Source organism: Streptomyces sp. NBC_00207 (assembly GCF_045160965.1).
Lineage (GTDB): Bacteria > Actinomycetota > Actinomycetes > Streptomycetales > Streptomycetaceae > Streptomyces.
This window is the reverse complement of sequence record NZ_CP130715.1, coordinates 4,502,607-4,521,984: the sequence shown is the minus strand read 5'-3', so window position 1 is coordinate 4,521,984 and position 19,378 is coordinate 4,502,607. Positions and strand designations below refer to the sequence as shown.

Below are 19,378 nucleotides of genomic sequence, written 5' to 3'. Positions count from 1 at the left end.
GGCTATGCCCAACGTGGGCTACGCCACCCTCACCGTCATACCCAGTATTCGTGGCATCGGCAGGGAGCTGCAGCAGCAGCTGGTAGCCCCTGCCGGTGACGCGGGCGCGCAAGCGGGTGACGCTGCCGGTGGCGGTCTGAAGAAGCAACTCCTCGTCGGCGCGGCCGCGGCCGGCGTGGCTGCCGGCGCCGTCCTGATGAAGGGCATCACCGAGGCGATCGAGCAGGCCGGTGTCACGTCCATGCTGCAGGCGCAGCTGGGCGCGACGAGCAAAGATGCCGGCCGCTACGGCGAGGTCGCCGGGAAGCTGTACAGCAAGGGCCTGACGTCGACGTTCCAGGAAGGCGCGGACGCGATCCGTGCCGTGGTCAACGCCGGCCTTGTCTCGCCGGACGCCACGAATGCCCAGCTGGAATCGCTGTCCGCGAAGATGTCGGACGTTGCGACGGTATTCGGTACGGACATGGCGCGGCAGACCGAAGCGGTCTCGGCGATGTTCAAGAACGGCCTCGCGCCGGACGCGGAATCGGCCCTCGACCTCATCACGGTCGGCTTCCAAAAGTTGGGCCCGAACGCCGAGGATCTCTTGGACACGTTCCAGGAGTACTCGATCCAATTCAAGAAGCTGGGCATCGACGGCAAGGAAGCCATCGGCCTGTTCCAGCAGGGCATTATCGCGGGCGCCCGGGACACCGACATCATCGCGGATGCATTCAAAGAATTCGGCATCCGCGCGATCGACATGTCCCAGTCCTCGCAGGACGCGTACAAGGCAATCGGCCTGGACGCCGAGCAGATGTCCCTCCAGATCGCGAAAGGCGGCGACACGGCGGGCGAAGGTCTGCAGATCGTCCTCGACAAACTCCGCGAGATCAAGGACCCGGTCGCCCAGAACGCGGCCGCGGTCGGCCTCTTCGGAACGCAGGCAGAGGACTTGGGTTCAGCGCTGTTCGCCCTTGATCCGAAGGGCGCGATCGACGGTTTCGGTCAAGTGACGGGCGCCGCCGCAAAGCTGGGGACCACCATCCATTCAGGGCCGGCGCACGAGCTCGAGGTATTCACCCGCGGGCTGAAGCAGGGGTTCGTCGACCTGGTCGGCGGCGAGGTTCTGCCGGTCATCATGGACGTGGCTCACTGGCTTCAGGACAACCTGCCGGCGGCGATCCGTTCCGTTGGTGCAGCAGTCTCCGGCACGATCCAATGGTTCCGGGAATGGGGCCTGCTGCTCTCTCCGCTCATCGTCCTCGTCGGCGCCCTGGCCACGGAGATGCTCGTATCCGCTGCCGCGGCCGGCGCGAACGCTGCAGGGATCCTCCTCGTCACCGGGATCATGCGCACGGCGGGCGCCATCACCAAGGCCTTCGCGGCCGCACAGGCGGTCCTGAATGCCGTGCTCGCCCTCAACCCGATCACCCTCATCGTGATCGCCCTCGTCGCTCTGGCCGCGGGCCTGATCGTCGCCTACAAGCGGTCGGAGACTTTCCGCGCCATCGTCCAGGCCGCCTGGGCCGGAATCCAGACCGCGGTGAAGTACGCCTGGGAGTCGATCATCAAGCCCGCTTTCGAGGGCTTCATGATTGGCCTTCGCGCTGTCGGTGACGCAGCCGTCTGGCTGTGGGAGAACGCCCTCAAGCCCGCCCTGGGCGCCATCTGGGAAGCGATCAAGCTCGTCGCCACGGCGTTCATCGTCGTCTTCGTCACCCCGACCATCATTGCCGTCAAGGTCCTTGGTGCCGTCTTCTGGTGGCTATGGGACGTGGCGATCAAGCCTGTCTTCGACCTCGTTGCCGCGGGAGCGATGTGGCTGTGGACGAACGGGATCAAGCCCGCATTCGACTCCATCGTCGCCGGCGTAAAGCTCGTCGGCGCGGGCGCCATGTGGCTGTGGACCAATGCCATCAAGCCGGCCTGGGACAGCATCGTCGCTGGCGCACTGTGGCTGTGGAACAACGGCATCAAGCCCGCATTCAACAACATCATGACCGGTGTGCGCCTCGTCGGTGACGGGGCCATGTGGCTCTGGCAGAACGCCATCAAGCCAGCCTGGGACGGAATCGGAACCGCGATCAAATGGGTGTGGCAGAACTTCATCAAGCCGGCCTTCGACAACGTCTCGAAAGGCGTCGGCTATGTCCGCGACTCCTTCGAGACTGGCGTCAGCGGCATCGGCCGCATCTGGGAGGGCCTGAAGGACATCACCCGTAAGCCCGTCCAGTTCATCATCGACACCGTCTACAACAACGGCATCCGCAAGGTGTGGAATGCGGTCGCCGAGTTCACCGGCTCCAAGCAGCTCGGCGTCCTCACCTTCGCCAGCGGCGGCTCCGTCTTCGGGGCTGGCACTGCCACCTCGGATTCCATCCCTGCGCTGCTCTCCAACGGTGAGCACGTGTGGACGGCCGCCGAGGTCCGCGGCGCCGGCGGGCACTCTGCTGTTGAGGCCCTCCGGGCGCAGGCCGCCCGCGGCGGTTCCGCTTTCGCCAAGGGCGGCGCCGTCGGCCTCCCGCGGTTCGCGGACGGAGGTGTCGTTGACTGGCTGTCCGGCAAGGCCCGCCAGATTGGTGGCGCCCTCATGGATGGCATTGAGTTCATGACCAGTCCGAGCAAGGCGTGGGATGTCGCGACCAAGTTCATTCGCGACCAGGTCGGGTCCCACCTTTCCGGTTCCCAGTGGGCGCAGGCTCTGAGCCAGTTTCCGATCAAGATGCTGCAGAGCTTGAAGGAGAAGGTCGTCTCCGCAGCGGAGGGCCTGATCGGCGGCTCGGCGTCTGGATCCGTGGCTGCGGCGATGGGCTTCGCCCGCAGTCAGGCCGGCAAGCCCTACCAGTGGGGCGGCGCGGGCGATCCCTCGTGGGACTGCTCGGGCTTCATGTCCGGCATCCAGAAGGTCATCCAGGGCCTCAGTCCCGGCGGCCGCTTGTGGTCGACGTTCTCCTTCCAGGGGGACACAGCCCCGGCCGGCTGGCATCGCAACCTGCGGTCACCGTTCATGATCGGTATCACCAATGACGGGGTCGGCCACACCGCCGGAACCCTGGCCGGCATGAACGTCGAAAGCCGAGGCGGTGACGGCGTCGTCGTGGGTGCGCGCGCACGTGGCTACGACAACGCCCTCTTCCAAACCCGGTACGGCTTCGCGCCCGCGCTGAAGAAGTACGACTCGGGCGGCTGGCTCCAGCCAGGAGTCACCACCGCGGTCAACGCCTCTGGGCGGCCGGAGGCAATCCTCACCGCACCACAGTGGCGGGCGGTCTCCTCCCTCGCCGCAACCAGCGGGGGCCTGACCGCTGGCGACCGTCTCACCCTCCGCGTGGGCGAGCGTGAGTTCGACGCTTACGTTGATGAGCGCGCGGATGCCCGAGTCGTGGGCGGGATGCGGCACCTGAGTCAGACGACCCAGCCTGGACGAAGGGGGTAGGCCGGAACGCAGAAGAGCGGCCCACCCCGAGTGTCAGGGTAGGCCGCTCTCGTGTGTCAGGTCGGGTGTCAGAGCCGCCTGACACCCGCTCCCGCCTAGGGGTTTGGGTGTCAGGCCCGTCTGACGCGTCAGAAGGTGTCAGGACTGTCAGGCGTCGGCCATGGCGGGCACGATCCGGTACCGGCCGGGCTTCGAGGTGATGGCCAGGCGCCCCTCCTTCAGGAGCGTCTGCAGCTCCCCGGAGACCCATGCGCGCTTGCGTCCGAAGCGTTCGGCGTGGTCCATGACTTCCTTCACGCCGATCACCATCGTGCCCTCGCCCTCGAACTCGGCAAGGATCTCCTGCAGGGCCGCGCGTGCTTCCTCCCGGCTGAGTTCGGCGCCGTCGCCCTGGTCGAAGATGACGTTCTCCTCGCCGGGCCGGGCCGGCGGCAGCTCCTCGTTCGGGTCGATGTCGAGGTCCTCGTCGTCCAAGCGGCTCACGGTCTTCTCCTCGTCCTCGTCGCCGGCCTCCGGGTTCTCTTCCTCGTGCCGGGCGCGCTCCGTGTACGCCTTACCCACCACGCTGGCAGCAGCACCCGCGGTGACCGGGTCCGGCTTGGCGCCGTTGCGCGCCGCCCACGCGGCGAGCGTCTCCATGAGGGACACGGAATCCCAGGTGAAACGGCGGGTGCGGGCGGGCGACGCGTACAGAGCTTCGTCCACTCCCGGCGTGACGAGGTAGCAGTAACCGGGACGGCGGTTGCCCCAGACGCCCGGGTGCGCGCCGGCGTCCAGGACGGTGTCCGGCAGGGCAAAGCCTTCGTCGCGCTTGTCGACACCGAAGCAGAGGACCGAGGGCAGGGACGCTCGGGTGCTGGTCGACATCTGGTCGTGGCTGGGGCGCTGGAGCGAGACGACCAGGGAGACGCCGGCGGAGCGGGCTTCCTGGGCGATGCCGGTGAACGCGTCGTCGCCGAGGGCGCGCAGGGTATTCGCCGCCTCCTCGAACCACGTGACCAGGAACGGCATGCCCTCGCAGCCGCACGGCCCGTCCGCCTTGCAGGAGTGGTCGGGATCGTTCTGGGGGACCGCGCACTGGGGTTCCCAGGCCCGGTACTTGTGAACGCCGAGCCACCGCGTCCGGGCGGGGATGACCGCCTGCACCGCCGCGACCATCGCCTCGGTGCCGGCGCCGGCCTCCACCGCCCAGTCGATGCCGGGCAGCAGGGGCCGGAAGTCCTGGAAGCTCTTCGGGTCGGACAGCCAGACGATGACGTCCTTCCTCGAGAGGATCTCGGTCAGGACGTTCAGGGCGCCGTCGCCCTTGCCGGATCCGGTGCCGCCTGCGATGAGCAGGTGGGTTCCGTTGCGGCCTGCGGGAACGTCTGCGGGCAGCCACATCATCAGCGGGTCGCCGTTGTCGTACCGGCCGATGATGAGCGGATCCGCGATCGAGCCGCCGGGCAGAGCCGGGCCCTCCCACAGGACGATCTCGGAAAGCATGTCCATGGGCACGATGACCAGGTCGCCGCGGCGAGCGGAGTCGGGGTCGGGACTGTAGCGGACGGCGGTGGTCGGCAGGTCCAGCGCGGACGCGATGCGGGCCAGGGAACGGGCGACGTCGTCGTTGGTCTGCTCGCCAGGCTCGAGGGCGAGCGGTACGGTCACCCGATTCGGCTCGACCTTGGCCGCTCCGAACTTGGCCTTGGCCAGCCCGACCTTCTCCAGCAGGCCCGACGCGTCCGAGCCCGCAGCCCTGACACCGTCCGGGTCGCGGCGGTATATCTGTCGGATGTTCCAGGTCAGAGCGGCCACGGTGCCGCCGACGGCCAGCGCGTTGTACGACGGGTCGAAGATGGCGGCCGACGTGAACCAGGCCGAGCCGGCCGCCACGGTGATGGCGGAGTGCAGGCGCCGCTGGGGGCCGACCCCCTTGCCGGCCCACCAGGTCGCGCCGGTGAGGACGACGGAGCCGAGCGTGAGGCCCATCCCCATGCCCGCGTCGCCCGACCACACCAGGTTGCCGACGAAACCCGTGACGCCGAGCCCGCCGACGCCCAGCCACGGCGGCAGGTACGGCTTGGCCCGGTGCAGCAGGTAGGCCCTGATGCCGCCCCCGTCGGAGCTGCCCTTGAGCTGCTCTTCGTGACGCTGCTCGATGTCCTTACCGGTCATTGGGTGCCTCCTTTCAGTACTGGAACGGGCGGGACTGTGCCGGCCGGTTCGGGGTGCGGGCGGACATGATGTCTGCGTATTCGCGCTGGAACGACGCGTAGGTGGCGGCGGCCAGGGCTGCAGCGTCGGCGAGGGCCTCGCCGGACTTCTTCAGCTTCCGGGCGACCTTCCGGGCCCTCATCTTGTGCTGGATGAAGTTGTCGTCCTTGAGGCCGTTGGCCTGGGAGAGGGCGGCCTGCAGGATTTCCGCGGCGACCATGACCTCGATGGAGGCGTGGACGCCGAACGCGCGGAGGGTGTTGCAGTAGTTCCGCAGGTCGGCCGCCGACGCGAACGACGGGTCGGGAAGCATGAACTGGGAGCGGCCGGCCCCGCCGCCGCCCTGGCCGCCGCCGGTGGTGGTGGTCTTGGTCGAGTTGACGTTGATGTTCGGGCCGAAGCTGAACGACGGCCCGTGCTTGGTCTTGCCGCCCTTGCTCTGCGGGTTCGACCGCGGCGTGCTGCTGGTGCGCTGCCCGTTGATCGGCATCCGATCTCCTCCAGCTTCGGACTGGGCTGATCCCGGTCCCCACCGCTCCCCCGCACGCTCGGTGCGGGGGACGGAAGGGGTCGGGTCAGTCGCGAGAGGGGCGAATCAGGGTGGGGAGGATGACGGTGGCCATGAACGCTCCGAGGGCGAATCGGCCGGCCGTGACCCCGAAGTAGTGCTGGAAGACCAGCAGGCCGGCGCCGATGAGGATTCCGATGACGGCCGTCCGGCCGTAGCGCGGCTTCATCGGTACGCCACGCGGTCGAGCTTGTTCCGCTCTCGCCGCACGGTCGCTTCGACGGACGTCTGCTTGGCGTCGGGGACCCGCTGCAGGATCGCCTCGACGGCCTCCTGCCGGGACGCCCCGCGGGTCAGCTCGACGCGGGCCAGGTGCGCGATGTTCGCCTCAGGTTCGGACGGTTCGCGAACCGTGTTCGCCCTGTTCAAAGGGGCCGGGGAACCGTGCATAACATCCACGGTTCCGCCATGTTCGGTGACCTGTTCGGCCGTGATCTTCGCGGCAGCGGGAAAGTGATCAAGCCCGGCGATCTCGCCCAGGTCCCGCTCCGCGGCGAGCAGCTCGAGGCGCGCGGCGACTTCCGCTTTCGCGGCCTGGCGTCGGGCCCCGGCGATGGCGAGCTTCGCGCTGGCCTTCGACATCTCCGCCGCGACCCACGCGGCGTCGGCCGGGGTGAGCTCCTTCTCGATGTGCTTGAAGACGGCCAGCCACAGCATCTTCGACACGAGCGACACGGCGGCACCGACCGCGGCCATCTCCCAGCCGCCGGCCATCATGCCCTCGAGGAAGATGGCGCCCGCGGCAACGAGGACGAGGAGCCAGCCGACCCTGCGGGGAAACTCCCGCTTCGCGGGGTCGAAGCGAGCCAGGTACTCGAGCACGAGGACCGACAGCCAGGCGATGTCGAACACCGCGCCAGCCGCGTACCCGACGCCGCCGCCAAGGAGTCGCCCGATGCTGACGGTCGACCACACGATGGCGACGAGGGTGAGAGCCAGGACGAGGCCGCTGACGCCGACGAGCGCCATCGTGTCCTTGTCGCGGGGCAGCTTCGGCATGCGCACCGTGTACGGCTCGGGTACCTGGTGGGTGGTGCCGTCGATGGTCCGGTCGACCATGCGGGTCCGGACCTCATTGAGGAACTTCATCGGTGACTCCTTCGGCTACGCGCACCACACGGTGAGCGGCCAGGTTGGCGCCGTGCCGGTCAGCGGCACGGTTCGCGATGATGAGGGCGGCCATCAGGGCCGGGACGCTGGGGAGAGGCCGGGCCGTCCGGCCGAGGGAACGCAGCGCGGCGTTCTCCGTCGGCCGGCGGATCGGCCAGTGCGAGCTCACAGCTCCTCTTGCAGCGACTGCAGGCGGGCCCGCAGCGGCAGCAGCGTGTACAGGGCGTGCGCGGTCAGGGTGGCCGCCAGGTCGCCGAGGCCGGCCGGGCCGAACTCGTAGTGCTCGCCCTCGATCTCGACGGCCGCCCACACCCCGCGGTGCCCGTGCTCCGAATACGGGTACTGCGACAGGAACGCCGTCAGCAGGGTGACGTCCCCGGTGCCGGGGATGTGCAGGGTCGCGGGCTGCTCGACGCCCTGGTGGTGGATGTCCGCCCGGTGGATGTCATCGCGGTGCGCGATGGCGCACCAGGACGGCTCGGGCACCTCGACGACACCGTGGTCGACCGTTCGTACCGTCACGATGCGGGGGGCGCTCACAGCTCCACCCGGCCCTGGGCGCGGAGCGCGGTCAGCTGCGCGTGCACCTCACGGAAGCGGGCCAGCTGCGACTCGAGCGTGAGGATGACCGAGGCCAGGCCGTCCGGGTCCAGGCTCTCCGTCCAGTGGTCGTCGACGAGCTCGACGATGGCGTGGGGGACCCGCTCGTGCATGTGCCGGGAGAACGGCTCCTGCCGGATCAGGGCGCCCATGACGCGCATCTCCTCGACCTTGTTGCCGCCGGTCTCGACGGGCAGGTACATGTCGGTGGCGTCGGTCGCGCACCAAATGTCGGCCGGGTGCGTGGGCGTCTCGCGGTCGATGTCGTGGTTGACGGTGCAGCCCTGCAGGCAGGTCACCTCCTGGAGCTTGCTGGTGGTGCGGTCCAGGAACGTCCAAGTGCGAGGGGCCGACGGCTCGGCGACGAGCTTGGCGACCAGGGGGAACTGGGTGTCGACGGAGCGCTGCGCGGCCTCGAGCTCGACGATCTCCCGCTCACGGGCCGTCGGCTGGCTCGGGACCGCGGACAGCTTCGGCTCGGGGTGGAAGACGGACGGGACGGCGGCAGGTACGGTGTTGCTCATGGTTCGACTCCCTCTAGTCAGGGTTCGGATCCAGGCCCCGGCCAGGTGTTAGCGCACCTGCCGGGGCCGTCCTCGTTTCCGAGGCGATGAGTCCACCATAGACCCGAATGAGTCGATAAGCAACTCATCCGCAGGGATGGCAACCGCGATTTCAGTACACATGGCGTACACACAACCCCGGGACTGTCAGGGATAGTCGAGGACTGGCCGGTACGGGAAAACGGCTGGTCAGAGCGCTGCCGCGGTTGCGTCGCAGGTCAGCTGTTCGACTTGGAAGACCTTGTAAAGCGGGGGTCGTCGGTTCGAACCCGACAGGGGGCTCCGTGCCCGAAGGCCCCGGACCTGCATGGTCCGGGGCCTTCGGCATGTCCTGGGCGGCCGGGCGTCAGTGGCGGCCCGAGATCCGGTCCGCCAGGCGGGCCAGGGGTGTTGTCGTCGGGCGGTGGGTGGCCGTTTCGCGGCGGTCCGCCTCGCGGTAGGCGGCGTAGAGGGCCTGGACGCCGAGCCAGCGGAAGGGCTCCGGCTCCCAGCGGCGGACCTTGTGGCCCACCCAGGGGAGGGCGGTCAGGTCGGTGGACTCGCCGAGGACCAGGTCGCGCAGCGTGCGGGCGGCGAGGTTGGCGGTGGCGACGCCCGAGCCGACGTAACCGCCGGCCCAGCCCAGGCCCGTGGTGCGGTCCAGGGTGACGGTGGCGCACCAGTCGCGGGGGACGCCGAGGACGCCGGACCAGGCGTGGGTGATCTCCGTACCCGTGAGCTGCGGGAAGAAGGAGAAGAGGAGGTCGCGGAGGGATTCGATCGTGGCGGGCTGGGTGCGGCCGTCATTGTCCGTTCGGGAGCCGAAGCGGTACGGGACCCCGCGGCCGCCGATCGCGATGCGGTCGTCGGCGGTGCGCTGGGCGTACATGTACGCGTGGGCCATGTCGCCGAGGACCGGGAAGTCCGACCAGCCCAGTTGGTCCCAGGTCGCGGCGGGGAGCGGGGCGGTGACGATCATCGAGGAGTTCATCGGCAGCCACGAGCGCTTCTGGCCCTTGAGGGCGGCGGTGAAGCCCTCGGTGCAGCGCAGGACGTACGGGGCGCGGACGGTGCCGTAGGGGGTGACGGCGCGGCGCGGGGCGATCTCGGTGACGGGGGTCGACTCGTGGATGACGACGCCGAGGCGTTCGCAGGCGGCGGCGAGGCCCTTGACCAGCTTGAGGGGGTGGATGCGGGCGCCGTGCGGGCTCCAGCTGGAGCCGACGGCGTCGGCGATGTTGATGCGCCGGTGGGTCTCGGTGGCGTCGAACAGCTCGCGGTCGCTCTCGCCGAAGGAGAGCTCGGCGGCGTGGAAGGCCTTGAGGCGGCCGAGCTGGGCGGGGGTGCGGGCGACTTCGAGGACGCCGCCGCGGTGGATGTCGGCGTCGATGCCCTCCTTGGCGGTGACGTCGATGACCTCGGTGACCGTCTCGTTCATGGAGTGCTGGAGGCGGCGGGCGGCCTCGTGGCCGTGGAGTGCGGAGTAGCGGTCGCGGCCGGCGATGCCGTTGTAGAGCCAGCCGCCGTTGCGGCCGGAGGCGCCGTAGCCGCAGAACTTCTGTTCCAGGACGGTGATGTGGAGGTCGGGGGCGGCCTGCTTGAGGTAGTAGGCGGTCCACAGGCCGGTGTAGCCGCCGCCGACGATGACGACGTCGGCGGTGCTGTCGGCGGTGAGGGGGGCGCGGGGTGGGGTGGCCGCGGCGCCCGGGTCGGTCGCGTACCAGAAGGAAATACCGCCGTTGATCGTCATGGGGGAGTTGGTACACCCGGTTCCGGTGGGGCGTCCAGGGGCTGGTTGTCGTGCGTTGGGGCGGGTTTCCAGGCCGGATGGCCGATGTGGGAGGGGTGGCGGGGACCGTAGGGTGGTGGGGGTTTTGCTGTGTTTTCGGGTGAGAAATCCGGTTGATGGTACGCAGGGCAGGGCGCGCGGGATCGGTTGGCCGTCCTTCCGGGCCCGCCGGTGCGGTGTGCCGGGTTACCTTCGGATCATGGTGGACATCGGGGCGATTCCGGACGGGCTGGTCGAGGCGCAGCTCAGGTTCAACGGCGATGCGGGGCGGGAGTTCATCGCGGCGCTGCCGGGGCGGGCGGCGCATTTCCTGGAACGGTGGGAGCTGCGGTGCGCCGGGCCGGTCATGCACGGGGTGACGGCGTTGGTGCTGCCCGTGGAGCGGGCCGACGGGAGTGCGGCCGTACTGAAGCTGGTGTCGCTGGACGAGGAGAGCGCGGGGGAGCCGGTCGCGCTGCGCGCGTGGGGCGGGCGGGGGTGCGTACGGCTGCTGGAGCACGACGCGGAGACGGGCACGCTGCTGCTGGAACGGCTGGACGAGCGTCAGCACCTGTCGGCGCTCGCGCGGCGCGACGCGCGGCGGGCGGTGGCGGTGGTCGGGGAGTTGCTGGCGCAGCTGACGGCGGTGGCCGCGCCGGCCGGGCTGCGCGGACTGGGGGAGATCGCGGCACGGATGCTGGAGGACGTACCGCGCTCGGCGGGGCTGTTGGCGCAGGAGCGGGACCGGCGGCTGCTGCGGGACTGCGCGGCGGCGGTGGCGGAGGTCGCGGGCGAGCCGGGGGACCGGCTGCTGCACTGGGACCTGCACTACGACAACGTGCTGGCGGGCGGCCGGGAGCCGTGGCTGGCGATCGATCCGAAGCCGCTGGCCGGGGATCCGGGCTTCGACCTGCTGCCGGCGATCGTCAACAACTTCCGTCCGCAGGAGGTGCGGTGGCGGTTCGACCTGCTGACGGAGGCGGTTGGGCTGGACCGGGAGCGGGCGCGGGCGTGGACGCTGGGGCGGGTGCTGCAGAACTGCCTGTGGGACGTGGAGGACGGGGAAGAGCGCCTGGACGAGGAGCAGTTGACGGTCGCGCAGGTGCTGCTGGGGCGCTGACGTGCGGGCGATCGGCCCCTCTAGGCTGCGCGCATGATCCGTAGTGCTGAAGTCACCGACGTCCCCGTCATCCACGCGATGATCCGCGAGCTCGCCGACTACGAGAAGGTGCCGCACGAAGCGCGGGCCACCGAGGAGCAGTTGCGGGAGGCGCTGTTCGGCGAGCGTCCCGCGGTGTTCGCGCACATCGCGGAGACGGAGGACGGGGAGGCCGTCGGTTTCTCGGTGTGGTTCCTCTCCTTCTCGACGTGGCGCGGGGTGCACGGGATCTATCTGGAGGACCTGTACGTGCGGCCGGGCGTGCGCGGGGGCGGCCACGGGAAGGCGCTGCTGGCGGAGCTGGCGCGGACGTGCGTGGAGCGGGGTTACGAGCGGCTGGAGTGGTCGGTGCTGAAGTGGAACGCGCCGACCATCGCCTTCTACGAGGCCTTGGGCGCGCGGCCGCAGGAGGAGTGGTCGGTGTACCGGCTGACGGACGGGGCGCTGGCGGCGCTGGGCTCCGCGTAGGCCGGCCGGGTCGGTGGGGTCGGTCGGGTCGTCAGGCCGGTCGGGCCGGTCGCGGTTCGAGGACGACCTTGCCGGTGGTGGCGCGGGTTTCGAGGGCGTGGTGGGCGGCTGCGGCCTCGGCGAGCGGGTAGCGGGTCAGGGCCGGGCGCAGGCGGCCGGCGGCCGCTTCGGCGAGGGCCCGGGTCTCCAGGACGCGCAGCGGGTCGGGGGCGCCGACCTGCTGGAGCATGGCCGGGCCGAGGACGCCGCGGGTGGTGATGCCCCGGGCGGTGAGGTCGGCCCGTTCGGCATCGGTGAGGTCGAGGGGGCCGCCGGACCAGCCGAAGACGAGGTGCCGGGCGCCGGGGGCGAGCAGGGCAAGGGCGGCGCGGGCGGTTTCGCCGCCGACGGAGTCGAAGAGGACGGTGGCGCCGGCGGGGTACCGGGCGCGTACGGCCTCGGGCCAGGCGGGGTCGGTGTAGTCGAGGGCGAGGTGGGCGCCGTTGGCGGCGGCGCGGGCGGTCTTGGCGGGGCCGCCGGCGAGGGCGATCACGGTGGCGCCGGCGTTCACGGCGTACTGGACGAGCAGGGTGCCGATGCCGCCCGCGGCGGCGGGGACCAGGGCGACGGAGCCGGGGCCGAGGTCGGCGAACTGGAGGATCCCGAGGGTGGTGCGGCCGGTGCCGATCATGGCGACGGCCTCGGCGGGGTCGAGGCCGGGCGGTACGGGGTGGAGGCGGCCGGCGTCGGCGACGGCGTACTCGGCGTAGCCGCCGGGCGCGAAGCCGAGGTGGACGACGACGGTGCGGCCGAGCCAGGCGGGGTCGGTGCCGGGGCCGAGGGCGTCGACGGTGCCGGCGACCTCGCGGCCGGGGACGGCGGGGAGCTCGGGCAGGGCGGGCGCGGGGCCGCGCTCGCCCTCGCGCAGGGCGGTGTCGAGGAGGTGGACGCCGGCGGCGGCGACGGCGATGCGGACCTGGCCGGGGGCGGGGACGGGCGCCGGCACGGTTTCGTAGGTGAGGTTCTCGGCGGGGCCGAAGGCGTGGAGGCGGATCGCGTTCATGGTGGGCACGGTGGTCATGGGTCCCACGTTCATACCTGAAGCATGGTTGAGGTCAAGGGGATTGTCGGTGGGGTGGGCCACGATGGGGGCATGGCGAGCAAGGGGCAGCAGCGGACGGTGAAGGCGGCGCGACGGCCGGAGGTACGGCTGCCGGGGCTGGTGGCGTGGGAAGGGGGCGGGCTGGAGCCGGACGGGGACTACGACGGGCTGGAGTTCGCGGACCTGGACCTGGCGGGGCAGGAGGGGATCGGGGCCCGGTTCATGGACTGCGCGGTGCGGCGCTGCGTACTGGACGAGGCGGGGCTGGCGAAGGCACGGATCCTGGACTCGGTGCTGGAGGGGGTCCGGGGCGTGGGGACGGACCTGTCCGGGGCCTCGCTGCGGGACGTGGAGCTGGTGGACGCCCGGCTGGGCGGGGTGCAGCTGCACGGGGCCGTGCTGGAACGGGTGGTGGTCCGCGGCGGGAAGATCGACTACCTGAACCTGCGCAAGGCGCGGCTCAAGGACGTGGTCTTCGAGGGGTGCGTGCTGGTGGAGCCGGACTTCGGGGGCGCGGTGCTGGAGCGGGTGGAGTTCCGGGACTGCGCGCTGCGCGGGGTGGACTTCAGCGGGGTGCGGATGCAGGACGTGGACCTGCGGGAGGCCACGGAGCTGGGGATCGCGCGGGGAGTGGACGCGTTGGCCGGGGCGGTGATCAGCCCGGCGCAGCTGTTCGATCTGGCTCCGGCGCTGGCGGCGCAGCTGGGGCTGCGGGTGGAGGCGTAGCCGCTGCTTGGGCGGCACGGTCCGCCGCTGCCCGGATGCGGCGGCGGACGACCTGCCAGTGCGGGTCCGCCTCGCGGACGGGGCCGGGGAGCCCGAGCAGGCGTACGTCTTCGAGCAGCTCCTCGGAGGCGCCGTGGGCGCGCAGCCGTGCGGGGGCGTGGCGCGCGAACCAGGAGGTGAGCTCGTCGTGGACGGCCTCGTCCTCCTCCCAGGTGCTGCTCCTGGAGAACCACGGCAGGTAGCCCACCAGCAGCTGGGTCGTCCAGGAGTCGAGGGTCTCGGCCAGGTGGCGGTCGGCGACGGGGCCTTCGGCCGCCTCCCACACCGCCAGCCACGGGCCCAGCGCGCCGGAGGCCTCCCTGCACAGCGGGAGGAGGTCCTCGGCGGGGAAGGCCGGGTCCGGGGTGCGGAGGGTGTGGGCCCACCAGGCGTGCAGGAATTCCCCTACGGCCGCGCTCTGCTCGGCGGGCCACTGCTGCCACTCGCCGCGCTCGAAGGAGGTGCCGACGTGGTCGATGGCGTACGCGTGGGCGCCGAGGCCGGCGGTCAGCTCGCGGGCGAACTGCGGCAGGACGCGGCGCAGCACGGCGCCGTGGTCGCTCCAGTCGGGTGTGCTCCAGGCGAGGTGCAGCAGGTCGGGGTCGAGTTCCGTGTCGGGGACCTTCAACCGGGCGAGCTCCTCGGCGCTGCCCCAGTGGCAGTCGCACTGGACCTCGTCGGCGCGGGCGGTCATCCCGCGGAAGGTGACGGCCAGCCGGTCCAGGGCCCGGTCGAGCCGCGCGCGGGCGGCGGCCTCGTCGGGGTCGGCCTCATCGGGGTCGGCCGCCTCGGGGTCGGCCGCGCCGGCGTCCGTCAGGCCGGGACGGGTCGCGCCGGAATCGGTCGTGCTCACGCCGGGACGCGGGGGAACTTGGCCTGGAGGGTCCAGATGACCGGGTTGTCGGCGAGGCCGTCGTGCATGTCGATGAGGTCCGCGACGAGGTCGTGCAGGAAGTCGCGGGCCTCGCGGCGCAGCAGGCGGTGGCTGAAGGTCAGCGGGGCTTCCTCGGCCGGCATCCAGTCGGCCTCGACGTCGACCCAGCCGAAGCGGCGCTCGAAGAGCATCCGGTCCGTGGACTCGGTGAAGTCGAGCTCGGCGTGCTGGCGGTTGGCGGAGCGGTTGCCGCGGGGGTCCTGGTCGAGCTGCTCGACGATGTCGCACAGCGCCCAGGCGAAGTCCAGTACGGGCACCCATCCCCAGGCTGTGGACACTTCCCGGTCCGCGTTGGTGTCGGCGAGGTAGACGTCCCCGCAGAACAGGTCGTGGCGCAGGGAGTGGACGTCCGCCGAGCGGTAGTCGGTCTGCGGGGGGTCCGGGAAACGCCGGGAGAGGGAGTAGCCGATGTCGAGCACGTACCCGATGGTGTCACGGGTCCCGGGACGTCCCCACCCCGGACGGGTGCCGGCCTAGTAGTGCGGGGGACGCGTCAGGAAGGGAGGAGGCGCTGTTCCTTCGCCACCGAGACCGCGCCCGCGCGGGTGTCGACGCCGAGTTTGTCGTAGATGCGGCCCAGGTGGGTCTTGACCGTGGCCTCGCTGATGAACAGGGCGCGGGCGATGTCGCGGTTGCCGAGGCCGCGGGCGAGCTGGCCGAGGATGTCCAGCTCGCGGTCGGTCAGCGTGGGACGGGTGCCGCGCATGTGGGCCATCACGCGGCTGGCGACGGGTGCGGACAGGGTGGTGCGGCCCTGGGCGGCCGAGTGGATGGCGGCGAAGAGCTCCTCCGGGCGCTCGGCCTTGAGGAGGTAGCCGGTGGCGCCCGCGCCGATGGCCCGGGTGATGTCCGCGTCGGTGTCGTACGTGGTGAGGACCAGGACGTGCGGGGGATTGGGGGCGGCGGTGATGCGGCGGGTGGCCTCCACCCCGTCGATGCCCTCGCCGAGCTGCAGGTCCATGAGGACCACGTCGGGGCGGAGCTTGGCGGCCAGGGCCACCGCCTCCTCGCCGCTGCCCGCCTCGCCGAGGACCTCGATGTCCGGCTCGCTGCCGAGGAGGGCGAGCAGGCCGGCGCGGACCACCACGTGGTCGTCGCAGAGCAGGATCGTCGTCATGGGGCCGGCTCCAGGGGGATGGCCGCGGAGAGGACGGTGCCCTCGCCCGGCGTGGATTCGATCGTGAGGGTGCCGCCGAGCTGGCGGACGCGGGCCCGCATCGCGGGGAGGCCGTGCCCGCGCTCGGCGGCGCCGGTGCGGGGCTCGGCGAAACCGTGGCCGTCGTCGGCGATGTCCAGGACCACCTGGTCCCCGAGGAAGCTGAGGGTCAGTGCGGCCGTGCGGGCGCCGGAGTGCTCGCGGATGTTGGCCAGCGCGCCCTGGGCTATGCGCAGCAGCGCCGACTGGACGCGGTCCGGGAGCGGGGCGGGGGTGCCCTCGAGGTGGAAGCGGACCTCGATGTCCGGGCCGGCGCCCAGGGCGCGCAGGGCCTCGGCGAGGCCGGCGCCGTCGGCGAGCTCGGACGGGGCCAAGTCGTGGACGAGCCGGCGGGCCTCGGCCAGGCCGTGTGCGGCGATGCCGGTGGCGGTACGGACGTGCCCGCGGGCGGTGGCCGGGTCGGTGTCCCAGGTGCGGTCCGCGGCCTGCAGCAGCATCTGCTGGCTGGACAGGTTCTGGGCGAGGGTGTCGTGGATCTCCATGGACAGCCGCTGCCGTTCGGCGAGGGTGCCTTCGCGGCGTTCGGTGGCGGCCAGTTCCCGGCGGGTGCGGATCAGGTCGTCGATCAGCTCCCGCTGGGCCTGGGCCTGGCGCTCCATGTGGACGAAGACGGCGGTGGCGAGGGCGGCGACCGCGGGCGGGGCCAGGAGCAGGTTGGGGTCGAAGGACTTGGACAGCTTCAGCTGGGCGATCACCACGAAGCCGGTGAGGAGGGCGACCAGGACGACGGCGGCGCGGGGCGGGAGGGTGCGCAGGGCGGTGAAGAAGAGCGGTACGGCGCACCAGGCGAAGCTCGGCGCGAGGACGACCAGGACCACCCAGGTGGTGACGACCAGGCCGAGCCAGAGGAGCCGGCGGGCAGTGGGGGCGGCGCCGAGGGCGGGGCCGAGTACGTAGAGCAGGGCCAGGGTGATGCTGAGGGCGATGATCCACGGGGTGCGGGGTTCGCCGGGGTGGCGCAGGAGGAAGCGGAGCAGGGAGGCGCCGAGGAGGAGGAAGAAGGCGGTGTGGGCGACCGTGGCCAGCGTCCGGGTGTCTGGATTGCGGGTGGGGTGGCTCACCGGGGCTCCTGGTTCGCGGGTGTGTCCATTGTCGCCGGTGGCGGTGGCGGTGGCGGTGGCGGTGGCGGTGGCGGTGGCGGTGGCGGTGGCGGTGGCGGTGCGTGGGGCGGGTGCGTCGCCGCTGCCGGGGCTCCGCCCCGGACCCTCCCCCAGACTCCGTCCGGGGGGACCCCCACGCCTCAAACGCCGGCGGGGCTGGGCTTGCGAGGGTCTGACCAGGAAATACCGCGCCGGAGGCGGGCCGCATCGACCGATTGGATGACCCTGGGGTCAACCGGTGCGGTGGGCGGGGCGAGCCGGTACGGGGACGGGGTGGCGGGGGGTTCGGGGACAGGCTTGGAGCAGTGAAGGAGCCGGTCCGACCGGCCCGGACCGACCCGATGCCGTCACCGTGTCACCGTTCTCAGGAGCAGAGATGAACACCCGCACCCGCGTTCTCACCGGTACCGCCCTCGCCGTCGCCCTGGGCGCCGGAGCCTTCGGTGCCGTGAGCGCCAGCGCCACCCCCGCCGCCGACGCCGCTCCGGTCGCCGCCGAGGTCGCCGCGAAGAAGGACGGCCCGAGCGACAAGAACTTCACCACCACGACGCACCTCACCGTCGACGCCGCCACCCGCGCCGCGCAGGCCGCGCTGCAGGCCGCGCAGGCCGAGAACCAGAAGGTGACGGTCGCGGTGGTGGACCGCAACGGCAACACCATCGTCACCCTGCGCGGCGACGGCGCCGGCCCGCAGTCCTACGAGTCCGCGCAGCGCAAGGCCTTCACCGCCGTGTCCTGGAACGCCCCGACCTCGGTGCTCGTGGGCCGCCTCGCCCAGACCCCGAACCTGAAGGACATCCCCGGCACCCTCTTCCTCGGCGGCGGCACCCCGGTGCAGGCGAACGGCGCGCCCGTCGCGGGCATCGGCGTGGCCGGCGCCCCGAGCGGTGACCTGGACGAGAAGTTCGCCAAGGCCGGCGTCGACGCGCTCGGTAAGTAAGGTAAGCAGCTCATACGGGCAGCCCGCCTAGGATCGAGTGCGTGGAACACCGCGCGCTCTCCCGTCTCGCCGTCCCTGCCGTCGCCTCCCTTCTCGCCTTCACCACGGCGTGTACGGGGGGCACGGTGCAGGGGCGGCCGGGTGCGTCGGGGCTGCGCGACCCGTATTTCCCCAAGGCCGGCAACGGCGGCTACCAGGTCGACCACTACGCGCTGGACCTGGACTACGACCCCGCCGATGGTGAGCTGCACGGCACGGCCGTCATCACCGCCCGCGCCGAGCAGGGGCTCAGCTCCTTCAACCTCGACCTCAGCGGCCTGAACGTCGAGGGCGTGACCGTGCAGGGCGTCGGGGCCCGGTACAACCGGACCGGCAACGAGCTGACCGTACGCCCGGCCGAGGACCTGAAGAAGGGCGAGGTCTTCCGTACGGAGGTCGAGTACGGCGGCAAGCCGAAGGCCCTCACGGACGCGGACGGCTCCAAGGAGGGGTGGATCACCACCGAGGACGGCGGGGGCGCACCCGCCGACGCGGACGCGCGGGCCGGTGCGGTCGGCGTCGGCGAGCCGGTCGGGTCGATGACCTGGTTCCCGGGCAACCACCACCCCAGCGACAAGGCCACCTACGACATCACGCTCACCGTCCCGCGCGGCTACGAGGCCGTGTCCAACGGGGAGCTGCGCTCCCGCACCGAAGGCGCGGACGGGCGGACCGCGTTCGCGTGGCACAGCCCCGAGCCGATGGCGAGCTACCTGGCCACCGCCGTCGTCGGCCCGTACAAGGTGACGACGGGGCGGACGCCGTCGGGGACCGGCCTCTACAACGCCGTGGCGCCCGGGGAGGCGGCCGCGAGCGCGGGCGCGCTCGCGCGGCTGCCGGAGATGGTGGAGTGGGGCAGCGGCCGGTTCGGTCCGTACCCCTTCGGCACGGCGGGCGCGGTCGTGCTGCCGGCCGGGACCCTCGGCTATGCGCTGGAGACCCAGACGAAGCCCGTCTTCTCCGGTGCGCCCGAGAGCGAGGAACTCGTCCTGCACGAGCTCGCCCACCAGTGGTTCGGCGACTCGGTGTCGCCGAAGTCCTGGAAGGACATGTGGCTCAACGAGGGCTTCGCGACCTACGCCGAGTGGCTGTGGGCCGAGGACCACGGCGGGCCCACCGCGCAGCGGCACTTCGAGGCGTTCCTGGCGGGCGACACGGCCGTCGACGAGGCGGCCGACTCCGACTGGGACGCCTTCCCGCCGGCCTCCCCGCCGGGGCCCGATCGGATCTCGGACGCGCCGGTGTACTACCGGGGTGCGATGGTCCTGCACCGGATCCGCCAGGTGGTGGGCGACGAGAAGTTCTTCGCCCTGGTGCGCGGCTGGGCCGCGGACCACCGGCACGGGAACGCGAGCACGGCCGACTTCACCGCCTACGCGCAGGAGAAGACGGGGCACGACCTGAAGAAGGTCTGGGACGTCTGGCTGTACGGCGAGGGCCGCCCCAAGTAGCCGGCCGCCGCCGGGTAGTCGGC

At 71.6% G+C, this 19,378-nt stretch carries 18 protein-coding genes; 6 read left to right on the top strand and 12 right to left on the bottom strand.

The features are described 5' to 3' along the window. Nucleotides 1–4: 4 nt before the first annotated feature. Nucleotides 5–3,418, top strand: coding sequence for a phage tail tape measure protein (locus OG472_RS21315; protein WP_405830788.1), 3,414 nt, complete (start codon nucleotides 5–7; stop codon nucleotides 3,416–3,418). A gap of 147 nt (nucleotides 3,419–3,565) precedes the next feature. Here OG472_RS21315 and traB read toward each other — a convergent pair whose 3' ends face one another. The 7 genes from traB to OG472_RS21280 form a co-directional block, all read right to left on the bottom strand. Beyond that, nucleotides 3,566–5,575, bottom strand: a complete 2,010-nt coding sequence (traB, locus tag OG472_RS21310; RefSeq protein WP_405830786.1) for a plasmid transfer protein TraB — start codon at nucleotides 5,573–5,575, stop codon at nucleotides 3,566–3,568. A gap of 13 nt (nucleotides 5,576–5,588) precedes the next feature. Further along, nucleotides 5,589–6,104: a plasmid transfer protein TraA gene (gene traA, locus OG472_RS21305; RefSeq protein WP_405830785.1), complete on the bottom strand. Its 516-nt coding sequence runs from the start codon at nucleotides 6,102–6,104 to the stop codon at nucleotides 5,589–5,591. Between the two features lie 85 nt (nucleotides 6,105–6,189). Beyond that, on the bottom strand, nucleotides 6,190–6,351 hold the full coding sequence (locus tag OG472_RS21300) for a hypothetical protein (RefSeq protein ID WP_405830783.1): 162 nt from the start codon (nucleotides 6,349–6,351) through the stop codon (nucleotides 6,190–6,192). Continuing rightward, nucleotides 6,348–7,271: a hypothetical protein gene (locus OG472_RS21295; RefSeq protein ID WP_405830781.1), complete on the bottom strand. Its 924-nt coding sequence runs from the start codon at nucleotides 7,269–7,271 to the stop codon at nucleotides 6,348–6,350. The genes OG472_RS21300 and OG472_RS21295 overlap by 4 nt, the downstream gene beginning before the upstream one ends. A 186-nt stretch (nucleotides 7,272–7,457) precedes the next feature. Beyond that, entirely contained in the window at nucleotides 7,458–7,832 is a 375-nt protein-coding gene (locus OG472_RS21290; protein ID WP_405830779.1) for a DUF6907 domain-containing protein, read from the bottom strand. Then, nucleotides 7,829–8,416, bottom strand: coding sequence for a DUF6907 domain-containing protein (locus OG472_RS21285; RefSeq protein WP_405830778.1), 588 nt, complete (start codon nucleotides 8,414–8,416; stop codon nucleotides 7,829–7,831). Before OG472_RS21285 ends, OG472_RS21290 begins: the two co-directional genes overlap by 4 nt. 385 nt (nucleotides 8,417–8,801) lie before the next feature. Next, entirely contained in the window at nucleotides 8,802–10,184 is a 1,383-nt protein-coding gene (locus OG472_RS21280; RefSeq protein ID WP_401608056.1) for an NAD(P)/FAD-dependent oxidoreductase, read from the bottom strand. A 238-nt stretch (nucleotides 10,185–10,422) separates the two neighbouring features. Here OG472_RS21280 and OG472_RS21275 point away from each other — a divergent pair, with 238 nt between their 5' ends. Together OG472_RS21275 and OG472_RS21270 are read left to right on the top strand one after the other, a co-directional pair. Next, nucleotides 10,423–11,322, top strand: coding sequence for an aminoglycoside phosphotransferase family protein (locus OG472_RS21275; protein WP_405830776.1), 900 nt, complete (start codon nucleotides 10,423–10,425; stop codon nucleotides 11,320–11,322). 33 nt (nucleotides 11,323–11,355) lie between these two features. Then, entirely contained in the window at nucleotides 11,356–11,829 is a 474-nt protein-coding gene (locus tag OG472_RS21270; RefSeq protein WP_401608061.1) for a GNAT family N-acetyltransferase, read from the top strand. Nucleotides 11,830–11,860: 31 nt separating this feature from the next. Here the strand turns inward: OG472_RS21270 and OG472_RS21265 are convergent, their stop codons facing one another. Continuing rightward, entirely contained in the window at nucleotides 11,861–12,871 is a 1,011-nt protein-coding gene (locus tag OG472_RS21265) for a zinc-binding dehydrogenase (protein ID WP_405834896.1), read from the bottom strand. A 90-nt stretch (nucleotides 12,872–12,961) separates the two neighbouring features. Between OG472_RS21265 and OG472_RS21260 the strand changes: the two genes are divergently transcribed. Beyond that, nucleotides 12,962–13,636 carry a pentapeptide repeat-containing protein gene (locus OG472_RS21260; RefSeq protein ID WP_401608064.1) on the top strand — a complete coding sequence of 225 codons (675 nt, stop codon included), beginning with the start codon at nucleotides 12,962–12,964 and terminating at the stop codon, nucleotides 13,634–13,636. On the opposite strand, the gene OG472_RS21255 is transcribed toward OG472_RS21260, so the two are convergent. The 4 genes from OG472_RS21255 to OG472_RS21240 all read right to left on the bottom strand — a co-directional run bounded on the left by OG472_RS21255 (nucleotide 13,566) and on the right by OG472_RS21240 (nucleotide 16,886). Then, entirely contained in the window at nucleotides 13,566–14,528 is a 963-nt protein-coding gene (locus tag OG472_RS21255; RefSeq protein ID WP_405830773.1) for a hypothetical protein, read from the bottom strand. The genes OG472_RS21260 and OG472_RS21255 overlap by 71 nt on opposite strands. Continuing rightward, nucleotides 14,525–15,028, bottom strand: coding sequence for a hypothetical protein (locus OG472_RS21250; RefSeq protein WP_030718823.1), 504 nt, complete (start codon nucleotides 15,026–15,028; stop codon nucleotides 14,525–14,527). Before OG472_RS21250 ends, OG472_RS21255 begins: the two co-directional genes overlap by 4 nt. Before the next feature lie 74 nt (nucleotides 15,029–15,102). Next, complete coding sequence (locus OG472_RS21245) at nucleotides 15,103–15,726, bottom strand: response regulator transcription factor (protein ID WP_361759020.1); 624 nt, start codon at nucleotides 15,724–15,726, stop codon at nucleotides 15,103–15,105. Beyond that, the gene (locus OG472_RS21240; RefSeq protein ID WP_405830771.1) at nucleotides 15,723–16,886 is read right to left on the bottom strand and encodes a sensor histidine kinase; all 1,164 of its coding nucleotides are present in this window, start codon (nucleotides 16,884–16,886) and stop codon (nucleotides 15,723–15,725) included. The genes OG472_RS21245 and OG472_RS21240 overlap by 4 nt, the downstream gene beginning before the upstream one ends. A 415-nt stretch (nucleotides 16,887–17,301) precedes the next feature. On the opposite strand from OG472_RS21240, the gene OG472_RS21235 reads away from it, so the two are divergent. Next, entirely contained in the window at nucleotides 17,302–17,865 is a 564-nt protein-coding gene (locus OG472_RS21235; RefSeq protein WP_405830769.1) for a heme-binding protein, read from the top strand. A gap of 41 nt (nucleotides 17,866–17,906) precedes the next feature. Then, the gene (locus OG472_RS21230; RefSeq protein ID WP_405830768.1) at nucleotides 17,907–19,355 is read left to right on the top strand and encodes a M1 family metallopeptidase; all 1,449 of its coding nucleotides are present in this window, start codon (nucleotides 17,907–17,909) and stop codon (nucleotides 19,353–19,355) included. Nucleotides 19,356–19,378: the final 23 nt, after the last annotated feature.